General features: G+C 61.5%; 15 protein-coding genes. 11 read left to right on the forward strand and 4 right to left on the reverse strand.

Annotated features, from left to right (window positions below):
* Positions 1-7: 7 nt before the first annotated feature.
* The 8 genes from AC3IT9_RS15100 (at position 8) to AC3IT9_RS15135 (ending at position 7,708) form a co-directional block, all read left to right on the forward strand.
* Entirely contained in the window at positions 8-649 is a 642-nt protein-coding gene (locus AC3IT9_RS15100; RefSeq protein WP_489270238.1) for a DUF1345 domain-containing protein, read from the forward strand.
* Between the two features lie 76 nt (positions 650-725).
* Positions 726-1,565 carry an AraC family transcriptional regulator gene (locus AC3IT9_RS15105; RefSeq protein WP_489270239.1) on the forward strand — a complete coding sequence of 280 codons (840 nt, stop codon included), beginning with the start codon at positions 726-728 and terminating at the stop codon, positions 1,563-1,565.
* 53 nt (positions 1,566-1,618) lie between these two features.
* Positions 1,619-2,227, forward strand: coding sequence for a LysE family translocator (locus AC3IT9_RS15110; RefSeq protein ID WP_489270240.1), 609 nt, complete (start codon positions 1,619-1,621; stop codon positions 2,225-2,227).
* Between the two features lie 141 nt (positions 2,228-2,368).
* Positions 2,369-3,394: a LacI family DNA-binding transcriptional regulator gene (locus AC3IT9_RS15115; protein WP_489270241.1), complete on the forward strand. Its 1,026-nt coding sequence runs from the start codon at positions 2,369-2,371 to the stop codon at positions 3,392-3,394.
* 150 nt (positions 3,395-3,544) lie between these two features.
* Positions 3,545-4,327 carry a sugar phosphate isomerase/epimerase family protein gene (locus tag AC3IT9_RS15120; protein WP_489270242.1) on the forward strand — a complete coding sequence of 261 codons (783 nt, stop codon included), beginning with the start codon at positions 3,545-3,547 and terminating at the stop codon, positions 4,325-4,327.
* The gene (locus AC3IT9_RS15125) at positions 4,320-5,318 is read left to right on the forward strand and encodes a sugar kinase (RefSeq protein ID WP_489270243.1); all 999 of its coding nucleotides are present in this window, start codon (positions 4,320-4,322) and stop codon (positions 5,316-5,318) included. The genes AC3IT9_RS15120 and AC3IT9_RS15125 overlap by 8 nt, the downstream gene beginning before the upstream one ends.
* A gap of 92 nt (positions 5,319-5,410) precedes the next feature.
* Positions 5,411-6,709, forward strand: coding sequence for an MFS transporter (locus AC3IT9_RS15130; protein WP_095053644.1), 1,299 nt, complete (start codon positions 5,411-5,413; stop codon positions 6,707-6,709).
* A 21-nt stretch (positions 6,710-6,730) separates the two neighbouring features.
* Positions 6,731-7,708 (forward strand): 2-hydroxyacid dehydrogenase, encoded by a 978-nt coding sequence (locus tag AC3IT9_RS15135; RefSeq protein ID WP_150723707.1) that lies wholly within the window; start codon positions 6,731-6,733, stop codon positions 7,706-7,708.
* 130 nt (positions 7,709-7,838) lie between these two features.
* Here the strand turns inward: AC3IT9_RS15135 and AC3IT9_RS15140 are convergent, their stop codons facing one another.
* The 3 genes from AC3IT9_RS15140 to AC3IT9_RS15150 form a co-directional block, all read right to left on the reverse strand.
* On the reverse strand, positions 7,839-9,026 hold the full coding sequence (locus tag AC3IT9_RS15140; protein ID WP_423504428.1) for a pyridoxal phosphate-dependent aminotransferase: 1,188 nt from the start codon (positions 9,024-9,026) through the stop codon (positions 7,839-7,841).
* Positions 9,027-9,144: 118 nt separating this feature from the next.
* Positions 9,145-10,287, reverse strand: coding sequence for a glycerate kinase (locus tag AC3IT9_RS15145; RefSeq protein WP_489270244.1), 1,143 nt, complete (start codon positions 10,285-10,287; stop codon positions 9,145-9,147).
* Positions 10,288-10,428: 141 nt separating this feature from the next.
* Positions 10,429-11,550, reverse strand: coding sequence for a sugar diacid recognition domain-containing protein (locus AC3IT9_RS15150; protein ID WP_150723704.1), 1,122 nt, complete (start codon positions 11,548-11,550; stop codon positions 10,429-10,431).
* A 170-nt stretch (positions 11,551-11,720) separates the two neighbouring features.
* On the opposite strand from AC3IT9_RS15150, the gene AC3IT9_RS15155 reads away from it, so the two are divergent.
* The 3 genes from AC3IT9_RS15155 to rarD all read left to right on the forward strand — a co-directional run bounded on the left by AC3IT9_RS15155 (position 11,721) and on the right by rarD (position 15,316).
* Positions 11,721-13,031 carry an MFS transporter gene (locus tag AC3IT9_RS15155; protein ID WP_150723703.1) on the forward strand — a complete coding sequence of 437 codons (1,311 nt, stop codon included), beginning with the start codon at positions 11,721-11,723 and terminating at the stop codon, positions 13,029-13,031.
* A gap of 194 nt (positions 13,032-13,225) precedes the next feature.
* Complete coding sequence (locus tag AC3IT9_RS15160) at positions 13,226-14,239, forward strand: aldo/keto reductase (RefSeq protein WP_489270245.1); 1,014 nt, start codon at positions 13,226-13,228, stop codon at positions 14,237-14,239.
* Positions 14,240-14,434: 195 nt separating this feature from the next.
* Positions 14,435-15,316, forward strand: a complete 882-nt coding sequence (gene rarD, locus AC3IT9_RS15165) for an EamA family transporter RarD (RefSeq protein ID WP_489270246.1) — start codon at positions 14,435-14,437, stop codon at positions 15,314-15,316.
* 126 nt (positions 15,317-15,442) lie between these two features.
* On the opposite strand, the gene hppD is transcribed toward rarD, so the two are convergent.
* Positions 15,443-16,519 (reverse strand): 4-hydroxyphenylpyruvate dioxygenase, encoded by a 1,077-nt coding sequence (hppD, locus tag AC3IT9_RS15170; protein WP_057714671.1) that lies wholly within the window; start codon positions 16,517-16,519, stop codon positions 15,443-15,445.
* Between the last annotated feature and the right edge of the window lie 190 nt (positions 16,520-16,709).

Below are 16,709 nucleotides of genomic sequence, written 5' to 3' on the forward strand. Positions count from 1 at the left end.
AGCCTCCATGTCCGTCCTGCCCCGCACCCACCCTCGCCTGTCCGCCGCCATCCTGCTGGGCATCGCGGTGGGCATTCTGGTTCCGGCCGATTCGCCCATCAGCAAGATCCTCATCGGCTGGAATGCCGGCGTCTGGATCTACCTGCTGCTGATGGTCTGGCTCACCGTGCGTTCGAAAGCGACCGACGTGAAACGCATCGCCGAAATCGAAGACGAAAACGCCGGGCTGGTGCTGGCGCTGGTGTGTATTGCGGCACTGGCCAGCCTGGCGACGATCACCTTCGAACTGGCCGGCAGCAAAGACCTGGAAACCACCCGCAAGCTTTTGCATTACGGCTTCACTGCGCTGACCGTCATCGGTTCATGGCTGCTGATCGGGGTCATCTTCAGCCTGCATTACGCCCGGCTGTATTACATCTGGGACGGCAAGGAACCGGCGCTGCGCTTTGCCGAAGGGCTGACGACCCCCGACTACTGGGACTTCCTGTACTTCTCGTTCACCATCGGCGTGGCGGTGCAAACCTCGGATGTCGGCGTCGCCACCCGGGGCATGCGCAAGATCGTGCTGGCGCAGTCGTTGATCGGTTTTCTGTTCAACACCGCCATTCTCGGGTTCTCGATCAACATCGCCGCCGGCCTGTTCGGCTGATGACTGCACAAACGTTCTAGGCATAGCCCTCGGTGCGGGCGTTAAATAGTTCGGCAATCCGTCCCACAGGTGCAGCATGACGTCTCACAACTGGATCGACCTGGCCCAGGATGCCGACACCGGCATCGAGACCCTGCGCGCGCATTTCGAGGGCCACGCCTACGACCCGCACTGGCACGACAGTTATCTGGTGGGCGTCACCGAGCAAGGGGTCCAGCAATTCAATTGCAGACGGGCCAGGCACCAGAGCACGCCGGGCAAGGTGTTTCTGCTCGAGCCAGGTGACATCCATGACGGCGAAGCGCCGACCGCCGACGGTTTCACCTACCGCATGCTGTACCTCGACCCGCAGTGGTTGCAGCGCGAACTCGGCGCCATGTTCGATCATGCCCCCGACAACAGCCAGCTGAGCTTCGCCGCCACCCTGGCCAGCGATGTGCGCCTGGCCCAGGCCACCAGCCTGGCGTTTGAAACCCTGCATCGCGGTGAACTGAAGATCGTCCGCCAGACCGCCCTCGACGGTTTGCTCGAGCGCCTGACCAGCCACTTGCACTGGCGCGCCCGCGATGGCCAGGACCCGCGTCTGCCGCGGGTGGCGCAGAAAGCCCGGGAATACCTGCATGCCAACGCGCAATACGACATCGGCCTCGATCAACTGGCGGCCGTTACCGGCGTCGACCGCTTTCGCCTGACCCGCGCGTTCAAGGCTGCCTATGGCATCGCGCCCCACGCGTATCTGGTGCAATTGCGCCTGGCCACGGCTCGGCGGATGCTGGCCCGTGGCGAACAGCCGGCAGCGGTGGCGATGGCGCTGGGCTTTGCCGATCAGAGCCATCTGGGGCGCTGGTTCATGCGCGCCTATGGCCTGACGCCGGCGCTGTACCGCAAACGCTGCTCAAATCTTCCAGACAGGTAAGCCCGCGGATTGTGAAGATCGACTTCACTGATCTTCACCGGAGTTAGCCCGCGATGCTGCCCTCGTTCCCGACGTTACTGCCTTTCCTTCTGTTTGCCTTCGTGGCTTCGATCACCCCCGGCCCGACCAATATTCTAGTGCTGAGCAACAGCGCTCGATACGGGTGGGTCGCGGCTGTGCCGATCATCGTCGGCGCCTGTGCCAGCGCTGCGACCCTTGTGTTGCTGGTGGGCACGGGCATCGGTTCATCATTGACCGCGTGGCCCGCCGTGCAAAGCGTCATGCAATGGGCCGGCGTGGTGTGGCTGAGTTATCTGGCCTGGCAGATTTTCAGCGCCCCGGCGACGGCCATTGCCGCCCGCAACAGCGAAGCGCGCCTCGGATGGATGGGCGCCGCCAACCTGCAACTGGTCAATCCGAAAACCTGGATGATGGCGCTGGCGGTAGTCAGCGTATTCGCCGAGAGTGGCGAGTATCGCGCAGTGCAGGTGGTGTATTTGTCCCTGGTGTTTTTTCTGGTTTCCCTGCCATGTCTCGCGGTCTGGGCGCTGCTCGGCGCCGGTTCAAGCCGCTGGTTGCGCTCACCCCGTGCCATGCAACGCTTCAATCGCTGCATGAGCCTGTTGCTGCTGGGTTCGGCATGGCTGAGCGTGCTGGTCTGACGGCCACTTGTCGGTCATTTTTCGACAATCAACCATCCGGGGGCTTGACGGCGAAATGGCTTTTGGTGTCTCCTGAAACCGGTTTCAGTGCTATCTCACGAAGCACTCGACCTTATAAATCCAATAAGAAGGTTTCAGACCGTGAATGATTTCTCCGCCGCCCAGCGCAGCCGCGTGACCATGCTCGACGTGGCCGAACACGCCAAGGTCTCCAAGGCCAGCGTTTCGCGGTTCATTGGCGATGATCGCGCCCTGCTCTCCGATGCCATTGCCCAGCGCATCGAACAGGCAATTGCCGAGCTCGGCTATCGCCCGAACCAGATGGCCCGCGGTCTGAAACGCGGGCGCACCCGCCTGATCGGCATGCTGGTGGCCGATATCCGCAACCCTTACTCAATTGCCGTGATGCACGGGGTGGAAACCGCCTGCCGTCAGCACGGCTATAGCCTGGTGGTGTGCAACACCGACCGCGACGACGAGCAAGAGCGCCAGCACCTGGCCCTGCTGCGCTCGTACAACATCGAAGGCCTGATTGTGAACACCCTCGGTCATCATCGTGACGAATTGCACGAACTGCACCGGGAAATGCCCCTGGTACTGGTGGATCGCAAGGTGGAGCACCTTGAAAGCGATATGGTCGGGCTGAACAACCCGCAGGCCATCGACATGGCCCTTAATCACCTTGAAGAACGCGGTTATTGCGATGTATTGCTGGTGACTGAGCCGTTTGATGGCACCAGTTCGCGGATTGAGCGGGTCAGCAGCTTCAAGGCGCAAATCGAGCAACGCCCGGCGCTTCGCGGCACGCACATCGAAACCGGCAGCGAACTGACCGCACAATTGAAATCCTTCCTCGACACTCCAGGCCCCGGTCCGAAGGCGCTGTTTTGCGCGAACGGGATTGCGGCGCTAGCCAGCACCCATGCGTTGCGTGAACTCAAGTGCAACCTGTTCGATGACGTGGGCTTGATCGCCCTCGATGACCTGGATTGGTACCCGTTGGTGGGCAGCGGCATTACCGCCCTCGCGCAGCCGACCACCGAGATGGGTGCCAGTGCGTTTGAGTGTCTGCTCAAGCGGTTGCGCGGGGATGACGGGGCGGTGCGGACGCTGGATTTTTCGGCGCGCTTAATTATTAGAGGGTCGACCCTTGGAAATTCTCGGTGAATGTTCCGGCCTCTTCGCGGGCAAGCCCGCTCCCACAGTGGATTTGCAAATACAGGCCCATCGTGGGAGCGAGCCTGCTCGCGAAGAGGCCCCAGTAGCGCTGATATTTTTTTGAACAAAAATGAAACCGGTTTCAGAGGTAGAAAAACAATGAACAAACCAGCCGTTTCCATCAGCCTCTCCAGCTACGGCGCCGACCTAGTGCGTCAACGCGGCCAGGGCAGCTTCATCGAGATTCTCGCCGCCGCCGGCGCCACGCGCATTGAGTGGCGCGAAGAATTACTGACCATCGAGGACCCCGCTCAACTGGCCGATGCCACTCAAGCAGAAGGCCTGCAGAGCGTGTATTCGTCGCCCATGGAGCTATGGCTGGCCGGGCAATCCAGGCCCAATCCCGAACTGATCACGGCCCTGCAACGCGCCCAGGCGTTCGGCGCCAAATGGCTAAAAGTTTCGTTGGGCTATTTCACCGACAACAGCGATCTGCAAACCCTCGCCCGATTGCTGGGCGAAAGCGCCGTGCAGTTGCTGGTGGAAAACGACCAGACCCTGCACGGCGGCCGCATTGAACCCTTCCAGCGCTTTTTCGCGGACGTCGAGCAGCACACGCTGCCGATCAAGATGACCTTCGATATCGGCAACTGGCATTGGCAGGACCAGTCCGCCGCCAGCGCCGCGCGCTTGCTCGGGCGTCACGTCGGTTACGTGCACTGCAAAGCGGTGACCCGTCGCGCCGACGGCAAACTGGTGGCCATCCCACCCGCTGCCAGCGATTTGCAACAGTGGGAACACCTGCTGCGACACATGGCCCAAGGCGTTATGCGGGCCGCGGAATATCCGCTGCAAGGCGATGACCTGGTGCAACTGACCACCGAGCACGTTACCGCCCTCGCCCACCTCGGCCAGTCGCAGCTGGAGAGTGCTCATGTCTGAGATCGATATTCTGTCCTTCGGCGAGACCATGGCGATGTTCGTCGCCGAACAGGCGGGTGACCTGGCCAGCGTCGGCGCATTCCACAAACGCATTGCCGGGGCTGACGGTAACGTCGCCATTGGCCTTTCCCGACTGGGCTTCAACGTGGCATGGCTGAGCCGTGTCGGTGCCGATTCGTTGGGCCGGTTCGTGGTCGACACGTTGGAGAAGGAAGGTCTGGATTGCCGCCACGTCGACATCGACACCGCCCACCCGACCGGTTTTCAGCTCAAGTCACGCAACGATGATGGCAGCGATCCGGTGGTCGAGTACTTCCGCCGTGGTTCGGCGGCCAGCCACCTGTCGCCGCACTCGATCGTGCCCGAATTGCTCAAGGCCCGACACCTGCACGCCACCGGCATTCCCCCGGCGCTGTCGGAGTCGGCGCGGCAGATGTCGTTCGAGTTGATGACCCGCATGCGCGAGGCCGGGCGCAGTGTGTCCTTCGACCCGAACCTGCGCCCGAGCCTGTGGGCCAGCGAACGACAAATGATCACCGAGATCAACCGCCTCGCCGCCCTCGCCCATTGGGTTCTGCCGGGGTTGAGCGAAGGTCGCTTGCTGAGCGGGTTCGAAGACCCGGCCGACATCGCAGCGTTCTACCTTGACCAGGGCGCCGAAGCCGTGGCGATCAAGCTTGGCCCTCACGGGGCTTTTTACCGCACACAGCTTGATCAAGGTTTCGTGGCCGGCGTACCGGTGCAAACAGTGGTCGATACGGTGGGTGCCGGCGATGGTTTTGCCGTCGGCATGATCAGCGCGCTGTTGGAAAACCAAAGCGTTGTCGAGGCCGTGAAACGCGCCAACTGGATTGGCAGCCGTGCGGTGCAGAGCCGGGGGGATATGGAGGGGTTGCCGACCCGCGCCGAAATGGTCAGCGAATTTGAAACCGCCATTCGCGAGCAAGCCCGCTCCCACAGGGGATATGTGTCGAACGTAGATCCAATGTAGGAGCGAGCCTGCTCGCGATGAGGCCAGTAAAGGCACCAAAGATTCAAACCGTTACCTGCTGCGACAAAAACAACAAGCTCAGGAGCACCACCATGAAAACCGCAACGCTCGCCACCCGCCGCTGGTGGTACATCATGCCCATCGTGTTCATCACCTATAGCCTGGCGTATCTGGATCGCGCCAACTATGGGTTCGCCGCCGCGTCCGGCATGGCCGCGGACCTGATGATCACACCAGGCCTGTCGTCGATGCTCGGCGCGCTGTTCTTCCTCGGTTACTTTTTCTTCCAGGTACCCGGCGCGATCTACGCGCAGAAACACAGTGTGAAGAAGCTGATTTTCGTCAGTCTGATCCTCTGGGGCAGCCTGGCGACGTTGACCGGGATTGTCTCCAATGCCTACTGGCTGATCGTCATCCGCTTCATGCTCGGCGTGGTCGAAGCCGCAGTGATGCCGGCGATGCTGATCTACCTGTGCCACTGGTTCACCCGTGCCGAACGTTCGCGGGCCAACACCTTCCTGATCCTCGGCAACCCGGTGACCATGCTGTGGATGTCGGTGGTCTCGGGCTATCTGGTGCAGCATTACAGCTGGCGCTGGATGTTCATCGTCGAAGGCTTGCCAGCGGTGTTGTGGGCATTCATCTGGTGGCGCCTGGCCGATGATCGTCCGTCCCAGGCCAAGTGGCTCAACGACCAGGAAAAACAGGACCTGGAAAGCGCACTGGCCGCCGAACAGGTTGGCATCAAGGCCGTGAAGAACTACGCCGAAGCGTTCCGCTCACCCAAAGTGATCATCCTGGCACTGCAGTTTTTCTGCTGGAGCATTGGCGTGTACGGCTTCGTGTTGTGGTTGCCTTCGATCCTCAAGGCCGGCGCGCAAATGGACATGGTCCAGGCCGGCTGGCTGTCGGCGCTGCCATACCTGGCAGCGGTGATCGGCATGCTGCTGGTGTCCTGGGGTTCGGACAAGTTGCAAAAACGTAAACGTTTCGTCTGGCCGCCACTACTGATTGCCTCGATTGCCTTCTATGGTTCCTACGCCTTGGGTGCCGAACACTTCTGGTGGTCCTACACTCTGCTGGTGATTGCCGGCGCCTGCATGTACGCACCTTACGGACCGTTCTTCGCAATCATTCCGGAGATCCTCCCGGCCAACGTCGCGGGCGGCGCCATGGCGCTGATCAACAGCATGGGCGCCCTCGGTTCCTTTGGCGGCTCCTATCTGGTCGGCTACCTGAACAGTTCCACCGGCTCGCCCGGCGCCTCGTACCTGTTGATGAGCGGCGCACTGATGTTTTCGGTATTGCTGACCATTTGCCTCAAGCCCGGCGCCAGCGATCGGGAGCGGCCCACGGCCACAGTAACGCGCACCGCAACGGCACATTCCTGAATTGAAGTTGAGATCCCGAAGATGAAAAAGCAGGTCGTCCTGTACAAGAAACTCTCGCCGCTGCTGATGGCTCGTCTGCACGAGCAGACCGAAGTGACGCTGATCGAAAACCTTGATGCCCAGGGCCTGGCCAAACTGCGCGATGCCCTGCCCCGCGCCCATGGTTTGCTGGGTGCCAGCCTGAAGCTGGATGCAGAACTGCTCGATCTGGCACCCAACCTTCAAGCCATTGCCAGCGTCTCGGTGGGTGTCGATAACTACGACATCGACTACCTGACCGAGAGGCGCATCCTGCTCAGCAACACGCCGGATGTATTGACAGAAACCACCGCCGACACCGGTTTCGCGCTGATCCTGGCAACGGCCCGGCGCGTAGTGGAATTGGCAAACATGATTCGCGAAGGCAATTGGACCCGCAACATCGGCCCCACGCATTTCGGCAGCGACGTGCACGGTAAAACCCTGGGCATCATTGGCATGGGCCGCATTGGCGAGGCCCTCGCGCAGCGCGGGCATTTCGGGTTTGGCATGCCGGTGATTTATCACAGCCAGTCACCGAAACCGGCGGTGGAACAGCGGTTCAATGCACGCTATCGAAGCCTGCCGGAGCTGTTGCAACAGGCCGATTTCGTTTGCCTGACGTTGCCGCTGACCGCTGAAACCGAAGGGCTGATCGGCGCAGAACAGTTCGCCCTGATGTGCCCCGAGACCATTTTCATCAATATTTCACGGGGCAAGGTAGTGGACGAAGCAGCGCTGATCGAAGCCTTGCGTGCGGGCCAGATTCGCGCGGCGGGGCTGGATGTATTCGAACGCGAGCCGTTGAATCAGGAATCGCCGTTGTTGCAGTTGAACAACGTGGTGGCGACACCGCACATCGGCTCGGCCACCCATGAAACTCGGGAGGCCATGGCCAGATGTGCGGTAGACAACCTGTTGGCGGCGCTGGCGGGTGAACGGCCGGCCAATTTAGTCAACGCTCAAGCGTGGAAGGCTTGAGGGATTAGATGTTTTACAGATAGCTTTCGCGAGCAGGCTCGCTCCCACATTGGAGTGCGTACTCCTGTAGGAGCGAGCTTGCTCCGGGCGGCGTTCCGACGATGGGGCCCGCACATGCAACACAACGACCTCAGGCCCGCCGCACCTCCAGCAAATCCGTCGCACACAAGGCAATCCGCCGGCATGCATCAGCCAGCTTCATCTGATCCACCACCAACCCGATGCGGATATGCCCCGCCGCACTCGGCCCGAAGGCTTCACCGGCCAGTACCGACACGCCATAGTCTTCCAGCAGTCGTTCGGCAAAACGCTGGGCCGACAACCCGGTCTGGCCTACATCGACCATCACGAACATCCCGCCATCCGGGCGAATCGGCCTGAGGCCCGGACACTGGCTCAGACTTGTACACACCAGGTCTCGGCGCTGGCGATACTCTTCGCGCATCGAGGCCACTTCCGGCAAGTCCCGGTCCAGCGCCAACTGCGCAGCGTTCTGCACGAAATCCGGAATGCCGAACAACATGCTCAGCGACAAATTGACCAGGTGCCCGGCCATGGGTTTGGGCCCGATCACCCAACCCACCCGCCAACCGCTCATGGCATGGGACTTGGACAGGCTGTTGATCGTCGCCGTCCGTTCGGCCATACCCGGCAGGCTCGCCGGGCTGATGTGCTCACCCTCGTACAGCAGATCGCTGTAGACCTCATCGCTGATCAGCCACAAATCGTGGCGAATGCACAGCGCCGCCAGCTCCTGCCAGATCGGCAACGACAGACTGGCGCCGGATGGATTGTTCGGACTGTTGAGCAAGATGGCGCGTGTTTTTGCCGTGATCCGTGCCGCGACATCCGCCGGGTCAACGCGAAACCCGTTCTGCGGACACACTGGCACCGGGACCACTGTGGCCGCGCAAGCGCCGATCACGCCCTCATACGTCACATACATCGGCTCGGCGACTATCACTTCATCGCCCGGATCGAGCAGGCATTGCGCCACCGAATACACCGCGCACTGCGCACCCGGAAAGACGATCACATGCTCGTCATCCACCACCTGGCCACTGCGTTGCCGGTGCCGGCGGGCGATGCTGTCGCGCAGCCCTCGACTGCCGCGCACTTCAGGATAGTGCGTATCACCGGCCAACAGGCTGGCAATGGCGGCCTGGACGATGGGTTGCGGCGTATCGAAATCGGGATCGCCAATTGACAGCAGCAGGACGTCGACGCCCTGTTCGCGCAATTGCAGCGCTCGATCGTGAATCTGCCAGGCCGCCGCTCCGTCACCGGCGATTCGTTGGGTCAAGGCTGAATAGCGCATGTCGGTCTCCTGTCGCGCGGGTGCTCCCAGCCACAACCCTATCTCAAATCACGAAGTGCGCCACCATGGCGTTCAAATCCACCGCCAAAACTGCCATCGGGGCTTTTGTGAAAAACCCTCAGCCGCAGCGAACGGCCATCCGCCAGACACGAGCGATATCGGTCGCCCGCTCACGTAGCAAGCGCGGCGCCTCGGCACAGGCCTGGTCCAGGGTCATCGGCCCGCTCGCCAGGGCAAACGCAGCGTCGACACCATGCTCATAAAGCGCCTGATAACCGTCGCCCAGGGTGCCGGCGATGACGATGACCGGCACGCCGTGTTCCCGGGCGACCCGCGCCACACCAAACGGCGTCTTGCCGCGCAGGGTTTGCGCATCGAAACGCCCTTCACCGGTGATCACCAGATCGGCCCCTGAAACGGCGTCGGCCAGGCCCACGAGTTCGGCAACCACCTCGACCCCGGCCTTGAATTGCGCACCGAGGAACGCCTTGGCGGCAAACCCCAGGCCGCCCGCCGCGCCACTGCCCGGCTCGTCGCGCACGTCATTGTTCAAGGCGGTCGCGCAGTTGTCGGCAAAGTGCCCCAGGGCGCGGTCCAGTTGCTCGACCTGCACGGGCGAGGCGCCTTTTTGCGGGCCGAAAATCGCCGAGGCACCGTGGGGGCCGCACAGCGGGTTGTTGACGTCGGCGGCGATGTCGAAGCGTACCTGGGCCAGACGCGGATCAATCTCGCTCAGATCGACGCGGGCCAACTGCGCAAGGGCGAGGCCGCCCGGTGACAGCGTCTGCCCTTGGGCGTCAAGCAATTTCACGCCCAAGGCCTGCATGGCACCCGCGCCGCCGTCATTGGTCGCACTGCCGCCAATCGCCAGGATCACCCGTTGCGCACCGGCATCCAGTGCGGCGCGGATCAATTGCCCGGTACCGAAGGTGCTGCTGATGCACGCATCCCGTTGCGCCACCGGGACCAACTGCAAACCGCTGGCCTCGGCCATTTCGATGATCGCGGTGTGGCTCTGCGGCAACCAGCCCCACGCGGCTTCCACCGTGGCCCCCAGTGGCCCGCGAACCACGGTGCGGCGCTGCTGGCCTTCGCACGCGGCCAGGATCGACTCGACAGTCCCTTCCCCGCCGTCGGCCATCGGGCATTTGATCAGTTGGGCATCAGGCCAGACTTGCGCCAATCCCAATGCAATGGCATCGGCCACGCCTTGAGCGCTGAGGCTGTCCTTGAACGAGTCGGGGGCGATCACGATTTTCATGGGAATTCTCCAGTTCCAATGTCCACATGCTGCCAGTCGCCATGAACAATAACGCCGGGCCGCTGCACAAGCGGTGTTGAGGATTATTGTTCATTTCCACAAAGACTATGGACAGACGCTCCCACAGGGGGATTTTGTCGCTCACGAAATTGAGTCTGACTCGGGCAGCAGTTGCACCCCCAGATACAACGCCAGCATGCCGTCCAGCCGCAACGGATCAACCCCGCTCAGCTCCGCAATCCGCTCCATGCGATAGCGCAGGCTGTTGCGATGGATGCCCAACGCATCGGCGCAGGCCTGGCTCTGGCCGTCGTGTTCGCACCAGCTGCGCAGGGTTGCCAGCAACTGGCCGTTGTTGTCCCTGGCAATGACCTTGCGCAGCGGATTGAGTAATTCGTCGAGGGCGTCGTCGTTGCGGTGGCGCCAGAGCATCACCGGCAGCCGATAGCGGTTCAGCGTCAGCAATCGGGAGCGCGGCAACACCTCGCGCCCGTAGGCCAGCAAGTCACCGACCCGGCGATAGCAGCGACGCAAGCCCGAAAGTCCATCGGCCTGCCCACCCACGGCAATGCGCAGGATGTTCCAGCCCAGGCCGTCGAGTTTGTCCAGCAAGCGCTCGTTCTCGACCGTCTGGCTCGCCGGCCGGCACCAGAGCAACGAGGTCTTGGCCGAGCTCACGCACCAACTGTCGGGGTGACGAGTCGTCAACCAGGCGCTGAGGGCCTCGACGGTTTGCCCTGGCGCGTGCTCCAGGCCCAATTCGAACAGGTATGGCACCCGGGTCATCTGGGGCTTGAGGCCCAGCTGCGCCGCTTCATCGACCAGTCGCGGAGAATCCCCGGCTTCGCTGAGCAACAACGCCAGCAGATCATCGCAGCGCTGGCGCCGCCATTGTTGTTCGGCCTGCTGATTGCGCTGGCCCACCAGCATTTCGGCGGTCATGCGCACCAGTTCGGCGTAAGTGCGCAGTTGCTCGGGTTCGCCGGTGATGCCCAGTACGCCGATCAGGCGCTGGTCGAGCATCAGCGGCAGGTTGATGCCCGGCTGCACACCCTTGAGATGAATCGCCGTCTGCGCATCGATCTCCACCACCCGGCCATTGGCCAGGACCAGTTGCGCGCCTTCATGCCGGGTGTTGACCCGCTCCGGCTCGCCGCTGCCCAGGATCAAGCCCTGGCTGTCCATGACGTTGACGTTGTACGGCAGGATAGCCATCGCCCGGTCGACGATGTCCTGGGCCAGGTCGTGATCGAGTTCGAACATGCAAGTGATCCTTGAAGACGGTGATGGAACGGGTTGTTCACCCGCACAGGCCTTGGTTGCAAACCCTGTGCTCAGGCACAAAGACAGCCACCCTGAGGGTGGTCGAGACTCTCTGGGCGATCAACGTTACCCTTTGCATCGCAAAAAATCATAATAAAGAGAGAGCCGCCATGACACAGAGCGCCGTAGCGTCCGACGCCATCGCTGACGACAAAAACGCCGTCTACAAGCGCATCACCCTGCGCTTGATCCCCTTCATTTTCATCTGCTACCTGTTCAACTACCTCGACCGGGTAAACGTTGGGTTTGCCAAACTGCAGATGCTAGACGCGCTGAAGTTCAGCGAAACCGTGTACGGCCTAGGCGCCGGCATTTTCTTTATCGGCTACGTACTGTGCGGCGTGCCAAGCAACCTGGCGTTGACCAAATTCGGCCCGCGGCGCTGGATCGCGCTGATGATGATCACCTGGGGCACGCTGTCGACCTGTCTGCTGTTCGTCACCACGCCGACCGAGTTCTATACCCTGCGCCTGTTCACCGGCGCGGCCGAAGCCGGGTTCTTCCCGGGTGTTGTGTTGTACCTCTCGCAGTGGTTCCCGACCTTCCGCCGTGGCCGCATCATGGCCTTGTTCATGTCGGCGATCCCGGTCTCCGGCCTGCTCGGCAGTCCGTTCTCCGGCTGGATTCTCAACCACTTCGCCGCAGGTCAAGGCGGCCTCGCTGGCTGGCAGTGGATGTTCCTGCTGCAAGGCATTCCCACCGTCATCCTCGGTGCGCTGGCTTATTTCCTGCTCAGCGACAGCTACGCCAACGCCAAGTGGCTGACCCCGTTCGAGCGCTCGGTGCTGGAAGCCGACCACGCCGAAGATCTGGCGAACAAGCCGAAAACCACGACCGATTCGCTGCTGGCGGTGTTCAAGAACCCGGCGATCTGGGCCTTCGGCCTGATCTACTTCTGCATCCAGAGTGGCGTCTATGCGATCAACTTCTGGCTGCCATCGATCATCAAGAACCTGGGCTTCAGCGATAACCTGGTGATCGGCTGGCTCAGTGCGATTCCGTACCTGCTGGCTGCGGTGTTCATGCTGATGGTCGGCCGTTCGGCGGACCTGCGCCAGGAACGTCGCTGGCATTTGGTGGTGCCGATGTTGATGGGGGCGCTGGGGCTGCTGATTGCGGTGAACTTCGCCGCCAACCCGGCCATCGCGATTCTCGGCCTGACCATCGCCACCATGGGCGCCCTCACCGGCCTGCCGATGTTCTGGCCGGTGCCGACCGCCCTGCTCAGTGCCGGCGCCGCGGCTGGCGGCCTGGCGCTGATCAACTCGATGGGACAGATGGCCGGCTTCCTCAGCCCGTACCTGGTGGGTTGGGTCAAGGACAGCACCGGTTCGACCGATGCGGCGCTGTATCTGCTGGCGGGCGTGATTGTCTGCGGCAGTCTGCTGGCGTTGCGCATGACCCGTACCTTGCGCGCCTAAGCACCGCAGCCCCCTGTGGGAGCGGGCTTGCTCGCGAAGGCGGAGTGTCAGTCAATATAAATGTCGTCTGATACTCCGCCTTCGCGAGCAAGCCCGCTCCCACATTTGATCTGAGTTGTTAGTTAAATCGGTTTGCCCCGCAGAGCGATTCTGGTATCTGATTGAGCCTTTCCCACTGGTAAAAGGATTTGCTCATGAGCTACCGCACGCTGGGTCATTCGGGTCTGCAGGTGTCCACCCTGACCCTGGGCACCATGATGTTCGGCGAACAGACCAGCGCCGAAGATTCCCTGCGAATCATCGACAAGGCCTGGGACCAGGGCATCAATTTCATCGACACCGCCGACGTCTACACCAACGGCCGTTCCGAGGAAATCGTCGGCGAGGCCATCGCCAGCCGCCGCCATGAATGGGTGCTGGCGACCAAGGTCGGCTTCGGTCCCGTGGACGGTGTCCCCAACCGCAGCGGCCTGAACCGCAAGCATCTGTTCAACGGTATAGATGCCAGCCTGACGCGCCTGGGCACCGACTACCTCGACATCTATTACCTGCACCGCGAAGACCACAATACGCCGCTGGAGGTCACGGTATCGGCCATCGGCGACTTGATCCGCCAGGGCAAAACCCGCTATTGGGGTCTGTCCAACTACCGCGGCTGGCGCATCGCCGAAGTCATCCGCGTGGCCGACAAGCTTGGCGTTGACCGGCCGGTGATCAGCCAGCCGCTGTACAACATCGTCAACCGCCAGGCTGAAAGCGAGCAGATCACGGCGGCGCAAAACTACGGTCTGGGCGTGGTGCCCTACAGCCCGCTGGCGCGCGGGGTGCTCAGCGGCAAATACGCGCCGGATGTGAAACCGGACGCCGACAGCCGTGCCGGGCGCCAGGACAAACGCATCCTGGAAACCGAATGGCGCGTCGAGTCCCTGCGCATCGCCCAGCAAATCCAGCGATACACCCAGGAACGCGGTGTGGGCATCGTCGAGTTCGCGATTGCCTGGGTGTTGAACAACAGCGCCGTTACCTCGGCCATTGTCGGGCCGCGTACCGAAGCGCAATGGGACGCCTACACTAAGGCGCAGGCGGTGAAGATCACGGCCGAGGACGAGGCGTTCATCGATTCGCTGGTGACACCGGGACATGCGTCGACACCGGGGTTCAATGATGTGAGCCATTTTGTGTCTGGCCGTAAACCGCGCACTCCCTGAGTCAACACAAAACCCATTGTAGGAGCGAGCCTGCTCGCGATGGCGGTACTACATTCAACAGAGATGTTGGCTGAAAGATCGCTATCGCGAGCAGGCTCGCTCCTACAGTTGGGCCGTGTTGATTGATTGGTCAATATTCGACGCTAAAACCACGTATCCTCCCCCCCGTTTCACCTTCAACCTTGCGAGGACAGCTTGTCTAAAGGTATCGCTCTATCGGTTTCAGCCTCGGTGCTGTTTGCCGTCATGTATTACTACACGTCGCTGCTCTCCCCCTTGAGTGGCGTGGAAATCTTCGGTTGGCGCATGCTGCTGACCGTCCCGTGCATGACCGTGTTCATGGTGGTGTCCGGGGAGTGGAAACGCGTGCTGGAGATCGTTCGGCGCGCCATGGCCAATCCAAAACTGATGGGCGCGCTGATCGCCTCCTCTGCCCTGCTCGGCGTGCAATTGTGGCTGTTCATGTGGGCACCGCTCAACGGCTACAGCCTCGACGTATCACTCGGCTATTTCCTGCTGCCGCTGACCATGGTCTTGACCGGCCGCCTGGCCTACGGCGAACGCCTGTCCTATCTGCAAAAAATCGCCGTGGTGTTCGCCTGCCTGGGCGTGATCAACGAGGTGTATCAGGTCGGTGGTTTTTCCTGGGCGACCTTGCTGGTCTGCATTGGTTATCCGACCTACTTCATCCTGCGCAAACGGCTGGCGGCGGACAACCTCGGCGGGCTATGGCTGGATATGGCATTGACGCTGCCGGTGGCCTTCTGGTTCGTGCAGAGCGGCGCGCAAGGTTTCGGTGTGTTTGACCAGCATCCATGGTTGTCGCTGTTGATCCCGATGCTCGGCGTGATCAGCGCATCGGCACTGGTGATCTACATCATTGCCAGTCGCCTGCTGCCGTTCAGCCTGTTCGGCTTGTTGAGCTACGTCGAACCGGTGTTGCTGCTGGGCGTGGCGTTGCTGCTGGGAGAAAGCATCAAGGCCGGCGAATGGCTGACGTACATCCCGATCTGGATGGCGGTGCTGGTGCTGATGTTTGAAGGGTTCAAGCATCTGGTGCGGCAGCGCAGGCCTTAACCCCACGCAAAACAAATGTGGGAGCGGGCTTGCTCGCGAATAGGGAGTGTCACTCAACATCAATGCTGACTGACACACCGCTTTCGCGAGCAAGCCCGCTCCCACAGTTTTTACAGCGTCAACAGATTAGTCAGTGGACAACACACCACGACGCACCTGGTCACGCTCGATGGATTCGAACAGCGCCTTGAAGTTGCCTTCGCCGAAACCGTCGTCGCCCTTGCGCTGGATGAACTCGAAGAACACCGGCCCCATCAGGGTTTCCGAGAAGATCTGCAGCAGCAGACGCTTGTCGCCCGACTCGGACGAGCCGTCCAGCAAAATGCCCCGTGCCTGCAGTTGGTCCACCGGTTCGCCGTGGTTCGGCAAACGGCCTTCGAGCATTTCGTAGTAGGTTTCCGGCGGCGCGGTCATGAAGCGCATGCCGATGCTTTTCAGGTGGTCCCAGGTCTTGATCAGGTCATCGGACAGGAACGCAACGTGCTGGATGCCCTCGCCGTTGAACTGCATCAGGAACTCTTCGATCTGCCCGGCGCCCTTGGACGATTCTTCGTTCAACGGGATGCGGATCATGCCATCGGGTGCGGTCATGGCCTTGGAGGTCAGGCCGGTGTACTCGCCCTTGATGTCGAAGTAGCGGATTTCGCGGAAGTTGAACAGCTTCTCGTAGAAGTTGGCCCAGTAGGCCATGCGACCGCGATACACGTTGTGGGTCAGGTGATCGATGATCTTCAGGCCGGCACCGACCGGATGGCGGTCCACACCTTCGATGAACACGAAGTCGATGTCATAGATCGAGCTGCCTTCGCCGAAACGGTCGATCAGGTACAGCGGCGCACCGCCGATGCCTTTGATCGCCGGCAGGTTCAGCTCCATCGGGCCGGTTTCGATGTGGATCGGCTGGGCGCCGAGTTCCAGGGCACGCTTGTAGGCCTTTTGCGAATCCTTGACGCGAAACGCCATGCCGCACACCGACGGACCGTGCTCGGCCGCGAAGTACGAGGCCACGCTGTGGGGTTCGTTGTTGAGGATCAGGTTGATCGCGCCCTGGCGATAGAGGTGCACGTCCTTGGAACGGTGGGTCGCCACCTTGGTGAAGCCCATGATCTCGAAGATCGGCTCCAGGGTGTTCGGGGTCGGCGATGCGAGCTCGATGAATTCAAAGCCCATCAGGCCCATTGGGTTTTCGTATAAATCTGCCATGGTCGGCGCCTCATCATTCTTTTATCAATTAACAAAGGTTAGTTGTAAGCAATGCTGAGACCGGTGGGTGGCGCACAGGAGATGCCCCGCACACTGCGGGCGAGAAAGTCACCGTAGATCAGTTGAAACCCGAATATCTTCATTGTCGACCCAAGGCTCTTGCGGGCGAGGCTTCTGCTGCCAGAAGACG

The organism is Pseudomonas sp. KH_046_1 (genome assembly GCF_057839025.1).

Coding starts and splice junctions, on each gene's coding strand:
- AC3IT9_RS15150 (WP_150723704.1), bottom strand. CDS start 11,550: ATGTTCGAACTCGATCACGACCTGGCCCAGGACATCGTCGACCGGGCG.
- AC3IT9_RS15160 (WP_489270245.1), top strand. CDS start 13,226: ATGAGCTACCGCACGCTGGGTCATTCGGGTCTGCAGGTGTCCACCCTG.
- AC3IT9_RS15125 (WP_489270243.1), top strand. CDS start 4,320: ATGTCTGAGATCGATATTCTGTCCTTCGGCGAGACCATGGCGATGTTC.
- AC3IT9_RS15140 (WP_423504428.1), bottom strand. CDS start 9,026: ATGCGCTATTCAGCCTTGACCCAACGAATCGCCGGTGACGGAGCGGCG.
- AC3IT9_RS15130 (WP_095053644.1), top strand. CDS start 5,411: ATGAAAACCGCAACGCTCGCCACCCGCCGCTGGTGGTACATCATGCCC.
- AC3IT9_RS15120 (WP_489270242.1), top strand. CDS start 3,545: ATGAACAAACCAGCCGTTTCCATCAGCCTCTCCAGCTACGGCGCCGAC.
- AC3IT9_RS15145 (WP_489270244.1), bottom strand. CDS start 10,287: ATGAAAATCGTGATCGCCCCCGACTCGTTCAAGGACAGCCTCAGCGCT.
- hppD (WP_057714671.1), bottom strand. CDS start 16,519: ATGGCAGATTTATACGAAAACCCAATGGGCCTGATGGGCTTTGAATTC.
- AC3IT9_RS15105 (WP_489270239.1), top strand. CDS start 726: ATGACGTCTCACAACTGGATCGACCTGGCCCAGGATGCCGACACCGGC.
- AC3IT9_RS15100 (WP_489270238.1), top strand. CDS start 8: ATGTCCGTCCTGCCCCGCACCCACCCTCGCCTGTCCGCCGCCATCCTG.
- AC3IT9_RS15155 (WP_150723703.1), top strand. CDS start 11,721: ATGACACAGAGCGCCGTAGCGTCCGACGCCATCGCTGACGACAAAAAC.
- AC3IT9_RS15110 (WP_489270240.1), top strand. CDS start 1,619: ATGCTGCCCTCGTTCCCGACGTTACTGCCTTTCCTTCTGTTTGCCTTC.
- AC3IT9_RS15135 (WP_150723707.1), top strand. CDS start 6,731: ATGAAAAAGCAGGTCGTCCTGTACAAGAAACTCTCGCCGCTGCTGATG.